The organism is Salmonella sp. SG203 (genome assembly GCF_013350575.1).
Taxonomy (GTDB): Bacteria; Pseudomonadota; Gammaproteobacteria; order Enterobacterales; family Enterobacteriaceae; genus Salmonella; species Salmonella enterica.
The window spans coordinates 118,784-133,861 of the sequence record NZ_SNMT01000002.1 but is presented as its reverse complement, the minus strand read 5'-3'; the positions used below and the strand labels follow the sequence as shown (position 1 = coordinate 133,861).

10 protein-coding genes are annotated in these 15,078 nt (G+C 50.0%); 5 read left to right on the top strand and 5 right to left on the bottom strand.

What is annotated here, in order from left to right:
- Positions 1–13: 13 nt before the first annotated feature.
- The gene (gene rutR, locus HV477_RS03800) at positions 14–652 is read left to right on the top strand and encodes an HTH-type transcriptional regulator RutR (RefSeq protein ID WP_000083128.1); all 639 of its coding nucleotides are present in this window, start codon (positions 14–16) and stop codon (positions 650–652) included.
- Here rutR and HV477_RS03795 read toward each other — a convergent pair.
- A complete protein-coding gene (locus HV477_RS03795; RefSeq protein WP_000821064.1) occupies positions 649–1,044 on the bottom strand; it encodes a lysozyme inhibitor LprI family protein in 396 nt (131 codons plus the stop codon). The two genes, rutR and HV477_RS03795, sit on opposite strands and share 4 nt — an antisense overlap.
- A 58-nt stretch (positions 1,045–1,102) precedes the next feature.
- Positions 1,103–5,065, bottom strand: coding sequence for a trifunctional transcriptional regulator/proline dehydrogenase/L-glutamate gamma-semialdehyde dehydrogenase (gene putA / locus HV477_RS03790; RefSeq protein ID WP_023234514.1), 3,963 nt, complete (start codon positions 5,063–5,065; stop codon positions 1,103–1,105).
- A 421-nt stretch (positions 5,066–5,486) separates the two neighbouring features.
- Here putA and putP point away from each other — a divergent pair, with 421 nt between their 5' ends.
- Together putP and phoH are read left to right on the top strand one after the other, a co-directional pair.
- Entirely contained in the window at positions 5,487–6,995 is a 1,509-nt protein-coding gene (gene putP / locus HV477_RS03785) for a sodium/proline symporter PutP (protein ID WP_001018467.1), read from the top strand.
- A gap of 892 nt (positions 6,996–7,887) precedes the next feature.
- Positions 7,888–8,676, top strand: a complete 789-nt coding sequence (phoH, locus tag HV477_RS03780) for a phosphate starvation-inducible protein PhoH (protein WP_000533527.1) — start codon at positions 7,888–7,890, stop codon at positions 8,674–8,676.
- Positions 8,677–8,781: 105 nt separating this feature from the next.
- On the opposite strand, the gene HV477_RS03775 is transcribed toward phoH, so the two are convergent.
- The 3 genes from HV477_RS03775 to HV477_RS03765 form a co-directional block, all read right to left on the bottom strand.
- Positions 8,782–9,663 carry a MurR/RpiR family transcriptional regulator gene (locus HV477_RS03775; protein ID WP_000433673.1) on the bottom strand — a complete coding sequence of 294 codons (882 nt, stop codon included), beginning with the start codon at positions 9,661–9,663 and terminating at the stop codon, positions 8,782–8,784.
- Between the two features lie 285 nt (positions 9,664–9,948).
- Complete coding sequence (locus HV477_RS03770) at positions 9,949–11,445, bottom strand: sodium:solute symporter (protein WP_000628085.1); 1,497 nt, start codon at positions 11,443–11,445, stop codon at positions 9,949–9,951.
- Between the two features lie 336 nt (positions 11,446–11,781).
- Positions 11,782–12,462, bottom strand: coding sequence for an N-acetylmannosamine-6-phosphate 2-epimerase (locus HV477_RS03765; protein WP_000054241.1), 681 nt, complete (start codon positions 12,460–12,462; stop codon positions 11,782–11,784).
- 505 nt (positions 12,463–12,967) lie between these two features.
- On the opposite strand from HV477_RS03765, the gene HV477_RS03760 reads away from it, so the two are divergent.
- Together HV477_RS03760 and HV477_RS03755 are read left to right on the top strand one after the other, a co-directional pair.
- A complete protein-coding gene (locus HV477_RS03760) occupies positions 12,968–14,128 on the top strand; it encodes an N-acetylneuraminate epimerase (RefSeq protein WP_000525756.1) in 1,161 nt (386 codons plus the stop codon).
- A 45-nt stretch (positions 14,129–14,173) separates the two neighbouring features.
- A complete protein-coding gene (locus HV477_RS03755) occupies positions 14,174–14,866 on the top strand; it encodes an oligogalacturonate-specific porin KdgM family protein (RefSeq protein ID WP_000700610.1) in 693 nt (230 codons plus the stop codon).
- Positions 14,867–15,078: the final 212 nt, after the last annotated feature.

Genomic DNA, 15,078 nt, shown 5'->3' with positions numbered 1-15,078 from the left:
AAGGAGAGGGCGCATGTCGCAACGCACAGAGAAAAAAATCGGGAAACGCTCGCAGGCCACCGGTGCAAAACGGCAGCTTATTTTAACTGCCGCGCTTGCTGTTTTTTCCCAGTATGGCATTCATGGCGCGCGTCTTGAGCAGGTCGCCGAGCGGGCAGGCGTCTCCAAAACCAATCTGCTTTATTATTATCCCTCGAAAGAGGCGCTGTATGTCGCGGTAATGCGACAGATTCTGGATGTCTGGCTGGCGCCGCTCAAGGCGTTTCGCGCAGAATTTTCCCCTCTGGAGGCCATCAAAGAGTATATCCGTCTCAAGCTGGAGGTTTCGCGTGATTATCCGCAGGCGTCGCGGCTCTTCTGCATGGAGATGCTGGCGGGCGCGCCGCTCTTAATGGAGGAACTGACCGGCGATCTAAAAGCGTTGATAGATGAAAAATCCGCGCTGATTGCCGGATGGGTGCACAGCGGGAAACTGGCGCCCGTCTCCCCGCACCATTTGATCTTCATGATTTGGGCCGCCACGCAACATTACGCCGATTTTGCCCCTCAGGTTGAGGCGGTAACCGGCGCGACGCTTCGCGATGAAGCCTTTTTTAACCAAACGGTCGAAAGCGTTCAGCGCATTATTATTGAAGGGATTCGCGTGCGTTAACCGGCTGGCGGCAGTGGGCAGCTCAAATCACCCTCTTCACATTGCAGCAGCGAGGCTAAAAACGCTTCGCGTTCGTTCGTTTTATCGGTCAGGCACTGGCTGGCGATCATGGGTTGCACGCTGCCGCCCTCCGTACCTGAACGAATCAGAGCGCAATCGGCGTCCCGCAGGGCAATCCATGCCACCTGCGCTTTTTGCAACAGCTCGCGCTGCGGCGGTTGCGCACGCTTAAGCGCGCTTTGATAGGTTTCGTTCAGCTTTTTATCTGCCGCCTGGTATTGCGCGGCGGCGCAGCGATTCATTTCCAGCTGCGTACTGGCGCTGGCACACTCATCGGCCAACGCCTGACTGCTGAACAACAACGCCGCGCAGGTAAGGAAAATTCGTTTCATACGGTCCTCTGACGCGAGTAAAAAGGCTCCATTGACGGAGCCTTAATTAACCACAGTATTAGCCAATTGTCATCAGGCTGGCATTACCGCCAGCGGCGGCAGTGTTTACGCTCAGCGAACGTTCAATATAGAGCCGTTCCAGCAGTATATTGCTTTCGCCGCGGGCGAACCCCTGTACCGACACTATCGCGCCTTCGCGGGCGGCGACGGCTTCGCACACGGTTCGCAGCTTGTCGGAGTCGCCGTGGAAAATCACCGCGTCAAACGGCTGCGCCATCAGCGTTTCCGCTTTCGCAAACTGGACACGCGCCGCAACGGCGGCGGGGAGACGTTTCGCCAGATCGCGGTGGAAGGCGTCGTCTGACCATAGCGCCTGACTGCCGACGGCGAGAACGGCGGCAAGCTGCGTCAACGCGTCCTGTTCGTCATCAGCCAGGCATAATACCCGTTCACGCGGCAACAGCGTCCAGGTATTGCGCTCGCCGGTCGGTCCCGGTAGCAGGCGCTGCGTGCCGGCCTGCGCCAGATCGGCGAATTGTCGGCAGAGCGTCTGTAGCGCCGGGCGATCCGCCGCCCATTGCGTCAGAGCGGTCAACGGCGCGAGTAGCGTGGTTTTAAGCTGCGCATCCACCGGGTAACGCGCATCCTGACGAGTCAGCGTCGTATTGAGCGCATTGGGCGGGCGGTGTGCCAGCAGGCGGTAGAGATAGAGCGGTCCTCCCGCTTTTGGCCCGGTGCCGGACAGGCCTTCGCCGCCAAACGGCTGGACGCCGACGACCGCGCCCACCATATTACGGTTAACGTACAGGTTGCCGACATGGGCGGAACCGGTGACTTGCGCAATGGTTTCATCAATACGGGTATGTACGCCCAGCGTTAGCCCGTAGCCGGAAGCGTTAATCTGTTCGATAAGCTCCGCCAGTTGGTTACGGTTATAACGCACGACGTGCAGCACGGGCCCGAAGACCTCTTTTTCCAGTTCTGCGAAGTTTTCCAGCTCAATAAGCGTGGGCATAACAAACGTACCGGTCTGCCATTCCTGCGCATCATCGCTGTTTTCACGTGCGGCCTGGAAAACCGGGCGGCCTTTGGCGCGCATCGTCTGGATGTGACGTTCAATGTTGGCTTTGGCCTCGCTATCGATCACCGGCCCGATATCGGTCGTCAGACGGCCTGGATTCCCCATCCGACACTCCGCCATCGCGCCGCGTAACATTTTCAGCGTATGTTCGGCGATATCGTCCTGCAAACACAGCACGCGGAGCGCGGAACAGCGTTGTCCGGCGCTGTCGAAAGCGGAAGCCAGCACATCCACGACCACCTGCTCGGTGAGCGCGGAAGAGTCGACAATCATAGCGTTCATACCGCCGGTTTCCGCAATCAACGGAATAGGGCGGCCCTGGGCGTCAAGACGCGTGGCGATGTTGCGCTGCAACAACGTCGCGACCTCCGTGGAGCCGGTAAACATCACGCCGCGTACACGCGCATCGGCGGTAAGCTGGGCGCCGACGGTTTCTCCCCGTCCCGGCAACAGTTGCACGACGCCCGGCGGTACGCCCGCTTCCAGCAAAATGGCAATGCCCTGGGCGGCAATCAGCGATGTCTGCTCTGCCGGTTTCGCCAGAACGCTGTTACCTGCCGCCAGCGCGGCGGCGATTTGGCCGGTGAAAATGGCCAGCGGGAAGTTCCACGGACTGATGCAGACCACCGGCCCTAACGGGCGATGCGTTTCGTTATCGAAATCGTCACGCACTTGGCCGGCATAATAATGGAGGAAGTCTACCGCTTCGCGCACTTCGGCAATGGCGTTGCTGAACGTTTTCCCCGCTTCGCGCACCAACAGGCCAATCAACTGCTGCATTTGGTCTTCCATCAATACCGCCGCCCGCTGCAAAATGGCGGCGCGTTCTTGCGGCGGCGTCGCAAACCAAACCGGCGCCTGATTGACCGCGTTTTGCAATGCCTGTTCAACCTCGCTTTCTGTCGCTTCGCGTCCCCAGCCGACAATATCTTTCGGTTCCGCCGGGTTGATAACCGGCGTCATCTCACCGTCGGCCACCGGTTGTTCCAGCACAGGTTTTGCCTGCCATTTCTGCATGGCGTTGCTTAACAGGGCAGAAGAAAGCGAGGCGAGGCGATGTTCATTCGCTAAATCAAGTCCGGCGGAGTTTATCCGACCTTCGCCGTACAGATCGCGCGGCAGCGGAATTTTCGGATGCGGTATGCCAGCCTGACCTTCCTGCTGCGCCAGTTTTTCCACGGCCTCGACCGGGTCCGCCACCAGTTCATCGAGCGGTAGGGTGGCATCGGCGATACGGTTGACAAAAGAGGTGTTGGCGCCGTTTTCCAGCAGGCGTCGTACCAGATAGGCCAGCAGGGTTTCGTGTGTTCCCACCGGCGCGTAAATACGGCAGGGACGGTTAAGTTTTCCGTCCGCCACTTTACCGGTGACCTGTTCATACAGCGGTTCTCCCATGCCGTGCAGGCACTGGAATTCGTACTGACCCGGATAGTAATTTTGCCCGGCCAGATGATAAATCGCCGCCAGTGTGTGGGCGTTATGGGTCGCGAACTGCGGGTAGATCAGATTAGGTACGGCGAGCAGTTTTTTCGCGCAGGCCAGATAAGAGACATCGGTATACACTTTGCGGGTATAAACCGGATAGCCCTCCAGCCCTTCCATTTGCGCGCGTTTGATCTCGCTATCCCAGTAGGCGCCTTTCACCAGACGAATCATCAGCCGACGGCGGCTACGGGAGGCCAGATCGACTAAATAATCAATGACCAGTGGACAGCGTTTTTGGTAAGCCTGGATCACAAAGCCAATGCCGTTCCAGCCTGCGAGTTCGGGTTCGAAGCAGAGTTTTTCCAGCAGATCGAGCGAGATCTCCAGACGATCCGCCTCTTCGGCGTCGATATTGAGACCGATATCATACTGGCGCGCCAGCAGCGTCAGGGATTTCAGGCGCGGATAAAGCTCCTCCATTACCCGATCGTATTGTGCACGACTATAGCGTGGATGCAGGGCGGACAGCTTAATTGAGATGCCTGGCCCTTCGTAAATACCGCGACCGTTAGACGCTTTGCCGATGGCATGAATCGCCTGCTGGTAAGAGACCATATAAGCCTGCGCATCGGCGGCGGTTAACGCGGCTTCGCCCAGCATATCGTAAGAATAGCGGAACCCTTTCTCTTCCAGTTTTCGGGCATTCGCCAGCGCCTGAGCAATGGTTTCGCCAGTCACGAACTGCTCGCCCATTAAACGCATCGCCATGTCGACGCCTTTGCGGATTAACGGCTCGCCGCTCTTGCCGATAATGCGGTTCAGCGAGCGCGAAAGATTGGCTTCGTTATGCGTTGAGACCAGCCGGCCGGTAAAGAGCAGCCCCCATGTGGCGGCATTTACAAACAGCGACGGGCTACGGCCAATATGCGACTGCCAGTTGCCATTACTGATTTTGTCGCGAATTAACGCATCGCGCGTAGCTTTGTCGGGAATACGCAGCAGCGCTTCCGCCAGACACATCAGCGCTACGCCTTCTTGCGAAGAGAGGGAAAACTCCTGCAACAGGCCTTGTACCATACCCGCGCGACCGCTGGCGGATTTTTGATTGCGCAATTTCTCCGCCAGTTGATACGCCAGTTTATGCGCCTGCTCAGCGACAGGCGGCGACAGGCGCGCCTGTTCCATTAGCATTGACACCGCATCGGTTTCCGGGCGGCGCCAGGCGGCGGTGATGGCGGCGCGAGAGACGGATTGGGGAAGAATCTGTTCGGCAAACTCCAGAAAGGGCTGATGCGGCTCATCCTGCGGCGCGACCGGCTCCTCGCTTTCATTTGCCGCGCCGGCAAACAGCGCAGGTAGCTCCGGTAGCGTATCGCTATTTTCCAGCTTGTCCAGATAGCTAAAGATTGCCTGTTTTATTAACCAGTGCGGCGTGCGATCGATACGCGACGCGGCCATTTTGATCCGTTCGCGCGTGGCGTCGTCCAGCTTAACCCCCATCGTGGTGGTTCCCATACCCTCTACTCCTGTTATTCGCTCTGTCTGCTAACCAATAGTTAGCGGAAAATATCCACTATGTTGCAACTTTGTGCAACCGCGTTAAATGTGACCTGCGTTGCAAGCTTAAAAATGAATAAATTGTTAAAAAAAGAAAGTGGGAGTCTGACGGGGAAAACCATCTGGATTTATTTTCTCTGCGGTAGTTAACACTTTTAAAAGGTGCAACCGCAAAAAATGTGAGAGAGTGCAACCTGGAGAAAAATAGTATCCCTCTGCAATCAAATTTGATGTAAATGGTGTGTTAAATCGATTGTGAATAACCACCGCTTCCGGCAGGATACGGTCGCCCTGGTAAACATAACACCCTTGCCACGTTCCGGCAGGGTACAAAACGGCACGCTACGGTAGTGCCAATAAATAAATTTGGAGAACCTTGATGGCTATTAGCACACCGATGTTGGTGACATTCTGTGTCTATATTTTTGGCATGATATTGATTGGGTTTATCGCCTGGCGCTCAACCAAAAACTTTGATGACTATATTCTTGGCGGTCGCAGCCTGGGGCCGTTTGTTACGGCTTTATCAGCCGGCGCGTCGGATATGAGCGGCTGGCTGTTAATGGGGCTGCCTGGCGCTATCTTTCTGTCGGGGATCTCTGAAAGCTGGATCGCCATTGGCCTGACGTTAGGCGCATGGATTAACTGGAAGCTGGTGGCCGGGCGCCTGCGCGTGCATACCGAATTTAACAATAACGCGCTCACGCTACCGGACTATTTTACCGGTCGGTTTGAAGATAAGAGCCGAGTCCTGCGTATTATTTCCGCGCTGGTCATTCTGCTGTTTTTCACTATCTATTGCGCATCAGGTATTGTCGCTGGGGCACGACTGTTCGAAAGCACCTTCGGTATGAGCTATGAAACCGCACTGTGGGCGGGGGCCGCGGCAACCATTATTTATACCTTTATCGGCGGGTTTCTTGCCGTTAGCTGGACGGATACCGTTCAGGCCAGCCTGATGATTTTTGCGCTAATCCTGACGCCGGTGATGGTTATTGTCGGCGTAGGCGGTTTTAGCGAGTCGCTGGAAGTGATCAAGCAAAAGAGCATCGAGAATGTCGACATGCTCAAGGGGCTGAATTTTGTCGCTATTATTTCTCTGATGGGCTGGGGACTGGGTTACTTCGGTCAGCCGCATATCCTGGCGCGCTTTATGGCGGCGGATTCCCATCACAGCATTGTTCATGCGCGTCGTATTAGTATGACCTGGATGATTCTGTGTCTGGCGGGCGCGGTGGCGGTGGGCTTCTTTGGCATTGCGTACTTTAACAATAACCCCGCGCTGGCCGGGGCGGTGAACCAAAACTCAGAACGCGTATTTATAGAACTGGCGCAGATCCTGTTTAATCCGTGGATTGCCGGTGTTCTGCTGTCTGCTATCCTGGCGGCGGTGATGTCGACGTTGAGCTGTCAGTTGCTGGTATGCTCCAGCGCGATTACGGAAGATTTATATAAGGCTTTTCTGCGTAAAAGCGCCAGCCAGCAAGAGCTGGTATGGGTAGGGCGAGTGATGGTGCTGGTGGTAGCGCTGATCGCCATTGCGCTGGCGGCGAACCCCGATAACCGTGTGCTGGGGCTGGTGAGCTACGCCTGGGCTGGATTCGGCGCGGCATTTGGACCTGTTGTCCTGTTTTCTGTGATGTGGTCGCGTATGACACGTAACGGCGCGCTGGCGGGAATGATTATTGGCGCGGTGACGGTTATCGTCTGGAAACAATATGGTTGGCTGGATCTGTATGAGATCATCCCTGGCTTCATTTTCGGCAGCCTGGGGATCGTAATCTTTAGCCTGCTTGGCAAAGCGCCGACAGCAGCGATGCAGGAACGCTTTGCAAAAGCGGACGCGCATTATCATTCCGCGCCGCCGTCGAAGCTACAGGCGGAATAACCGACATGTCCGATAGCATTATTGCCATCGGACATATTTTACCAGGCGGCGTTATACGCCTGCCTGGTCCTCTGATAAGTCCCGGACCGAATGACTGAAGATGTTCAGGTAAATGAGGACGCACTCTCAAACTATTTTTAGCCCTTGAGCGCCGTTAACGCGGGCGTAATACGTCTCGAGTAATCACTAACTGGCCATATATGAAATCGCCTGTTAATGGTACCAATAGCCTTGGCGCAATAGAGTAATGACAAAAATTAAAACGAGTCAGCGTTACCGGCGTAAGTATGCCGCACAAAATTTTGCATAAATAATGCCGTTTTAGCGATGGGAGAGAGGACACGTTAATTACTCCATTTTAACCTTTTATATGTTGAATATTCAATGGGTTATGGGTGGTTTCACCATTGATACCCGCAGTAGCTAATGATTATCTTTTTTAGTCTCCTGCCGATGAAATAATCGTGTAATCTTTCTGTAAGAGACTGACAATGACGCAATAATGCTTGGTTAATACTTGGTGAATATATTGTTGCATTATTGATGTTTTGTGTTGTACTTAGTAGTAATAGCGGTAGTTCCCCGGCAGTGATGGTCACTCACTATGGAGATCGCGAATGGTAATGTCCGCACCAGGACACATTGTTTACAGTAGTTACAACACCCTGTACGGACATTCTCTCTCCGGTGGTGGTCTTGTCACCTTAAAAGCTCTCATCATTTCCCTTACTGTCCATACCCATGACGTCATATGTGGTGCGCGTAGCCGTGTGTGGCGTCGTTTCAAAAAGCAAGCTAAGGCTTACAAGGAAGCCAACCCTCAGATGTGTGTGCGCATAATCGCGTTCAAGAGAACGCGGGTGATGTATACCTACAACTCAAGGTGCTATCCATGGGAAGACAAAAAGCAGTGATCAAAGCTCGTCGTGAAGCAAAGCGTGTGTTGAGACGAGATTCGCGTAGTCATAAGCAACGTGAAGAAGAATCGGTCACGTCACTGGTACAGATGGGCGGAGTAGAAGCCATTGGCATGGCGCGCGATAGTCGCGATACCTCTCCTGTTAAGGCGCGAAATGAAGCACAGGCGCATTATCTGAACGCTATCGACAGTAAACAGCTTATTTTTGCGACCGGCGAAGCCGGCTGCGGAAAAACATGGATCAGTGCGGCAAAGGCGGCAGAAGCATTGATTCATAAGGACGTCGAGAGGATCATTGTGACGCGTCCGGTATTGCAGGCTGATGAAGATCTTGGTTTTTTGCCCGGTGATATCGCTGAAAAATTCGCGCCTTATTTTCGTCCCGTCTACGATGTCCTGCTTAAACGGTTGGGCGCGTCCTTTATGCAATATTGTTTGCGCCCGGAAATCGGTAAGGTAGAAATTGCCCCGTTCGCCTATATGCGTGGGCGTACTTTTGAAAATGCGGTCGTGATCCTCGACGAGGCGCAAAATGTGACTGCGGCGCAAATGAAAATGTTTTTGACGCGACTAGGCGAAAATGTCACGGTCATTGTCAATGGCGATATTACGCAATGCGACCTGCCGCGCGGCGTGCGTTCCGGATTGAGCGATGCGTTGGAACGCTTTGAAGAAGATGAAATGGTAGGGATTGTGCATTTCAACAAAGACGACTGCGTGCGCTCGGCGCTTTGTCAGCGAACGCTCCACGCATACAGCTAATATAGCATTGACTTTCAGAGCCCGGGAGACCGGGCTTTGTTGTCTATAAAGCGTCCAGCAGACTCATGGACAAAAAAGGAAAATGACGCCTGTACGTGAAGGGAATTATTTTGTCATGTCCAGGGCATTCATTGTCCGTAATTTGCTTTCTCGGGCCTGTTCCGGCGAGGACTGTACAAGAAGGGTATAGAGCAGGTCAAAGACGAAAAGCTGCGCGGCTTTCGTACCGATCGAGTCACCCTGCAACATTCCTTGCCGATTACCATTGATCAGGCAAAAATCGGCCTCTTCACATAATGGAGAACCCAGATTATGGGTAATGGCGACTGTGGTGGCGCCAGCCTGTCGGGCCAATCGGAGTGAATGCACTGTTTCTGGCGATGTGCCCGAGTGACTGACACCCATCGCGACATCGCCTGCTTTTAATAGCGTAGCCTGCATGTACATAAAATGGTTATTGCTTACCGCATCGCCCCGTAAACCAATACGCATTAGCTTGTGTTTCATATCCAGCGCCGTGATCCCCGATGAGCCCACACCAAAGATATAAACTGAGTGACAGTGACGTAGGGCGTCCACGACACCGAGAACCTGTTGCATATCAAGCAGATTTAGCGTTTCAGATAATACATTACTAATGGTGTTCTGCAATTTTAAACCAATGGCGTGGGCATCGTCGGATTCGCTAACTTCGGCATCCAGTAGAGGACTACTGTCATCAGACTCGGTAGTGGCAAGTTCAATGGCCAGGTCCATTTTAAAATCCTGAAAACCTTTATAGCCCAGGGTGCGACAAAAGCGAATAACCGTGGCTTCTCCGGCCTGTGTGTCGCGCGACAAATCGGCAATAGATGACTGTGTCACCTGTCTGGGGAAGGCTAAAATATATTGCGCAATACGCTGGGAGGCACGTGTCAGGCTTTTTTGCATAGCACCCAGAGTGTCAAGGATTTTTCCGGGTTTAAGACGTGGGGGTTGAGGCTCCATATAGTTCCTGCTCTTGAGGGCTGATTGCGGCACAAAGCCTGCAATATCGAACAGAGCAGAGCCTATCAAGTCTGCGGCATGAAAAAAAGCGCGATGTAAGTAAAGGAGGGGGAATATTTACATCGCGTTGCCAACTTATGACAGAACATCACTGGAGAGTAATCTGTTTGCTCTTACGGTGTTTATAGCGCGCCATCTGTCGGATGGTTTATATCTGGCCCGGTATTGTCGCCCCGGGCGTTGGCGTCACCGTGTGCTGTGTCGGTATAGCGTGGTATCATGAAATCATAATGTCACCTTTGGTTCAGGTTTTTCATCCAGCGTCAATGGCGGTGCCGGGGCAAATAACGGGGCGAAAATAACGCCGCTGATCACCACGCTTAGCGAGCCAATGACCCCATAAAAGAAGAAGTTAAGGTCAGTGGCATAGCGTGCGCCCAGCACGGTAATGACGCTGATAATAATTCCTAAAACCGCACTCCCGGCATTTGCTCGTTTAAAGAAAATGCCCAGCATGAACAGACCGGTCATTGGCCCTCCCATCAGACCTATCAGACTATTAAATGCATCCCAGATTTCTGATTCATCGGCCATGACCAGCCATACCGAGGCCGCGCTACTTATCAGGCCCGCGACCAGAATAACTAACTTAGCTATTTTCATACGGTTTTCTGGCGTTCTTTTTTTATGACTCAAACGCTGATAGATATCGGAATTAAAACAACTGGAAATGCTGTTTAAGCTGCTGGAGATGCTGGACTGCGCGGCAGCGAAAATAGCGGCGATTATCAACCCTGCAATGCCGACTGGCATTTCGGTGACCACGAATAAGGGTAAAATGCCGCCAGTGTTGAATCCCGCCGGTAATAATTGTGGATGTTGCTGATAGTAGACAAACAATGCCGAGCCGATAGCAAAAAAGAAAACAGGGATCACAGCAACCAGTTTGGCATTTGTAAGTAATGTTTTCTTCGTTTCCTCTATGGAGTCAGTCACGATATAGCGTTGGACCACATCCTGACTGGCAGTAAATTGCTGAATATTGGCAAACAGAAAACCAATCATCAATACAGGTACTGTGCTTTCCGTCCAGCTCCAGTGGAACTGCGTAGCCGGAAAGAATTTATCCGCCTGCTGCGTCACCGTAAAAATTTCACCAATGCCGCCCTGGACTTTGAGACATATCACTATAAAAATCAGTATCGCGCTGCCAGAAAGTAAGAGGCCTTGAATAACATCAGTCCATATTACTCCTTCAATTCCACCCATCCAGGTATAAATGATACACATCACGCTAATCAACAGTACCAAAATCACCGGGTCTATAGCGATGAAGGGGCGCAAGGCCAGCACGGTGAGGAAAGTGATAATGGCGATACGTCCGATATGAAACAACATAAATGACATGCTGGCGAATAGACGGCAGCGCACATCGAACCGTGCTTCGAGATATTCATAGGCTGATGTGACTTTCAATTTCCGAAAAAACGGAATATAGAAATAAAAAACCAGCGGTAAAATTGCGATAGCCAGATACTGACCAATGATAAACGTCCAGTCGGAAGTAAACGCTTTGGCAGGAATTGACATAAATGTAATTGAGCTTAACGTAGTAGCAAATACACTGACCCCAGCCGCCCAACCAGGAACCCGGCCACCACCGCGAAAATAATCGTCTGCTGTTTTTTGCCGTCTGGAAAAATAGACACCGACTAACATCATGGCCAGGAGGTAGCCAAATAATACAAGATAGTTAACGATGCCGAAAGAATGTGTAATCATAGTTCTTTCCTGCTTATGGTTTTGAGTAGAGTTGCGGTCATCGTCTGTGTATTTTTATCTTCCCATCATTCAGACGATACGATATTCAGATCAAGTAATAGTTTTTGTTACTCTCAATGACGGTAATCATGAGATGTAAAAGGCAGAGCATTTATGCTCCACCAATGGTGATGCCCAGACGTATGTCCTGCCGGATACCTGAAATAGCAGATATCCGATATTGCGTTCAAACAGGCTTCAGGCCTGGGGATCGTATTTGCCGATAGCATTATTAACGTCGGATTATTATCTGAGACATAAATATCAATAGTAAGCGTGTTCATTTTCTTTTCCTGTTCAGCGTTTTACTGCGTGACTGAACCACTGACAGATATGCTCGATACGGGTGATAGCGGAACCAACGGTAACTGCCCAGGCACCATGCTCAATAGCATTGGCCGCCAGTGCAGGCGTGTTATAGCGCCCCTCGGCAATAACACGACAACCTGCATGGCTCAGTTGTGTCACCATTGCCAAATCTGGCTCAACCGGCGTGATGGGGCCGGTATAGCCAGACAGTGTTGTACCAATGAATTCGATTCCTTTCTGATGGCAACTTATGCCTTCATTCACGGTTGAACAGTCTGCCATCGCCAGTAATCCATGCAGGCGAATACGTGTCAGTAAACTATCAATATCAACCGGGCGAGAGCGGAATGAGGCATCAAAAGCGATAATATCGGCACCTGCCTGCGCCAGGGCGTCAACATCCTGTAAATAGGGAGTGATACGGACTGGCGACCCTGTAAGGTCACGTTTAATTATCCCAATAATAGGAACAGAAAGATGGGGACGAACAGCCCGCAGATTCTCAATGCCTTCAATGCGCACAGCGACCGCACCCGCCGAAGCCGCTGCCTGTGCCATTGCAGCCACAATTTCAGGTTTATCCATAGGGCTGCCTGGTACCGGTTGGCATGAGACAATCAGCCCACCGTTTTCGTGTACACTTTGTTCCAGCCTGGCTAATAGTGACATCCAGTTCCGCCTTATATATTTTGAAGTTTTACTCCGTTTTATATTATGTTGTGGAGTGTTGCTGCATCAAGCAAAAAGATAGAAAAATGTGAACACAGTCATAAGGTATGTTTGTCATTCAATTACTGCGCCAGCGGATTTGAGGCTATAACCTGAAGCTACAAGACAAATACAATTCACTCTGATGGCAGCATGCTGTATTTTATTAACTGCTTCCGGCATAAAGATAAAATGCTCAGAAGGAGCTTATACGCCACGGGATAGCCAGTATGAAATGCATCACATAATTCTTGTTGTATTTATTCGAATGCTATCACTAATGAGTTTGACCATAACAGGTCACCCATAATCACTTCTAACATCACCATGGTGTGCTTTTACCTCGCACATGATAACCCCATGTAATTATTTTTAGCGCTTGGTCACATTTTGTCATTATCATTGTTGAAATTGTGCACCATAAGATCACTAATGATGAAGCTTTACTCCAGTTGTATTTCTTCGCATGGGGATGCAGATGAAAAATTTTAAGAAAATGATGACGCTAATGGCGCTATGTTTATCAGTCGCTATCACCACATCAGGATATGCAACGACGCTTCCTGATATACCAGAACCACTGAAAAATGGTACTGGCGCTATTGATAATAATGGCGTGATTTATGTCGGCCTAGGTACCGCAGGGACATCCTGGTATAAAATTGATCTTAAAAAGCAACATAAAGACTGGGAGCGTATAAAGTCGTTTCCTGGTGGAGCTCGTGAGCAATCCGTGTCGGTATTTTTAAATGATGAGCTTTATGTTTTTGGTGGCGTAGGGAAAAAAAACAGTGAATCACCGTTGCAGGTTTATAGCGATGTGTACAAATACTCACCAGTGAAAAATACATGGCAAAAAGTTGACACTATATCTCCAGTTGGATTAACAGGGCATACGGGAGTAAAATTAAACGAAACGATGGTACTTATTACCGGAGGGGTTAATGAGCATATCTTTGATAAGTATTTTATTGATATAGCGGCTGCGGCTGCGGATGAAAGTGAAAAAAATAAAGTCATCTATAATTATTTTAATAAACCTGCCAAAGATTATTTTTTTAATAAAATCGTATTTATCTACAATGCTAAAGAGAACACATGGAAGAATGCTGGTGAGCTGCCAGACGCGGGGACGGCAGGATCGTCATCGGTAATGGAAAATAATTTCCTGATGCTGATTAATGGTGAGCTCAAACCGGGTTTACGTACCGATGTGATTTACCGCGCCATGTGGGATAACGACAAGCTAACATGGTTGAAGAACAGCCAGTTACCGCCATCGCCTGGAGAACAACAGCAAGAAGGGTTGGCCGGAGCATTTTCGGGCTATAGTCACGGTGTCCTGCTTGTCGGTGGTGGCGCGAATTTTCCGGGAGCAAAACAAAATTATACCAATGGAAAGTTTTATTCCCACGAAGGAATAAATAAAAAATGGCGAGATGAAGTCTATGGTTTGGTTAATGGCCATTGGCAATATATGGGTAAAATGAAACAACCTCTCGGCTATGGTGTATCAGTAAGTTATGGTGATGAAGTTTTCCTTATTGGTGGTGAAAATGCTAAAGGGAAACCTGTTTCGTCTGTAACCTCCTTTACCATGCGTGATGGTAATTTATTAATAAAATAATTTTTTAAATACAAAAATAAAGTTAATTGATGAGCGGAGTATTTTATGAAAATCAACAAATATCTTCTGGGTATGGTTTCGTTTATAGCATTTTCATCATATCTACAAGCGGCAACCCTTGATTATCGGCATGAATATGCTGATAGAACCAGAATTAATAAAGACCGTATTGCTATAATTGAAAAGCTTCCTAACGGCATTGGTTTTTATGTCGATGCCAGCGTTAAATCGGGAGGAGTAGATGGTGAGCAGGATAAGCATTTAAGCGATCTCGTCGCAAACGCTATAGAACTGGGCGTAAGTTATAATTATAAAGTTACGGACAATTTTGTTTTGCAGCCTGGATTTATATTTGAAAGCGGTCCAGACACTTCAATTTATAAGCCTTATTTAAGGGGGCAATATAATTTTGATTCTGGTGTTTATATGGCTGGTCGTTACCGTTATGACTATGCAAGGAAGACAGCTAACTATAGTGATGATGAGAAAACGAATAGATTTGATACTTATATAGGTTATGTTTTTGATGAATTGAAATTAGAATATAACTTTACCTGGATGGATAGCGATCAAATTAAATTTGATAACAAAAAAACAAACTATGAACATAATGTGGCTTTAGCCTGGAAACTGAATAAGTCATTTACACCATACGTTGAGGTCGGAAATGTAGCGGTGAGAAATAATACCGATGAGAGACAGACCCGTTATCGCGTTGGATTACAATACCACTTTTGAGAAAGGTTAAAGAGTTACTGTACTAATCTTTGCTTAGTATTCATATCGATAATCTTATAGCCCGTAGCTACGTTACAGAACGTTAGACTTTGTCTTGAGTATTCACGTCCTTAACGTAGCTACGAACAAGGATGATAAACAATGAATATACGCCTTACATAGCTACGATCTCAGGCGGTTGTCGGAAAGTGCCGATTGATAGTGTCTTATTC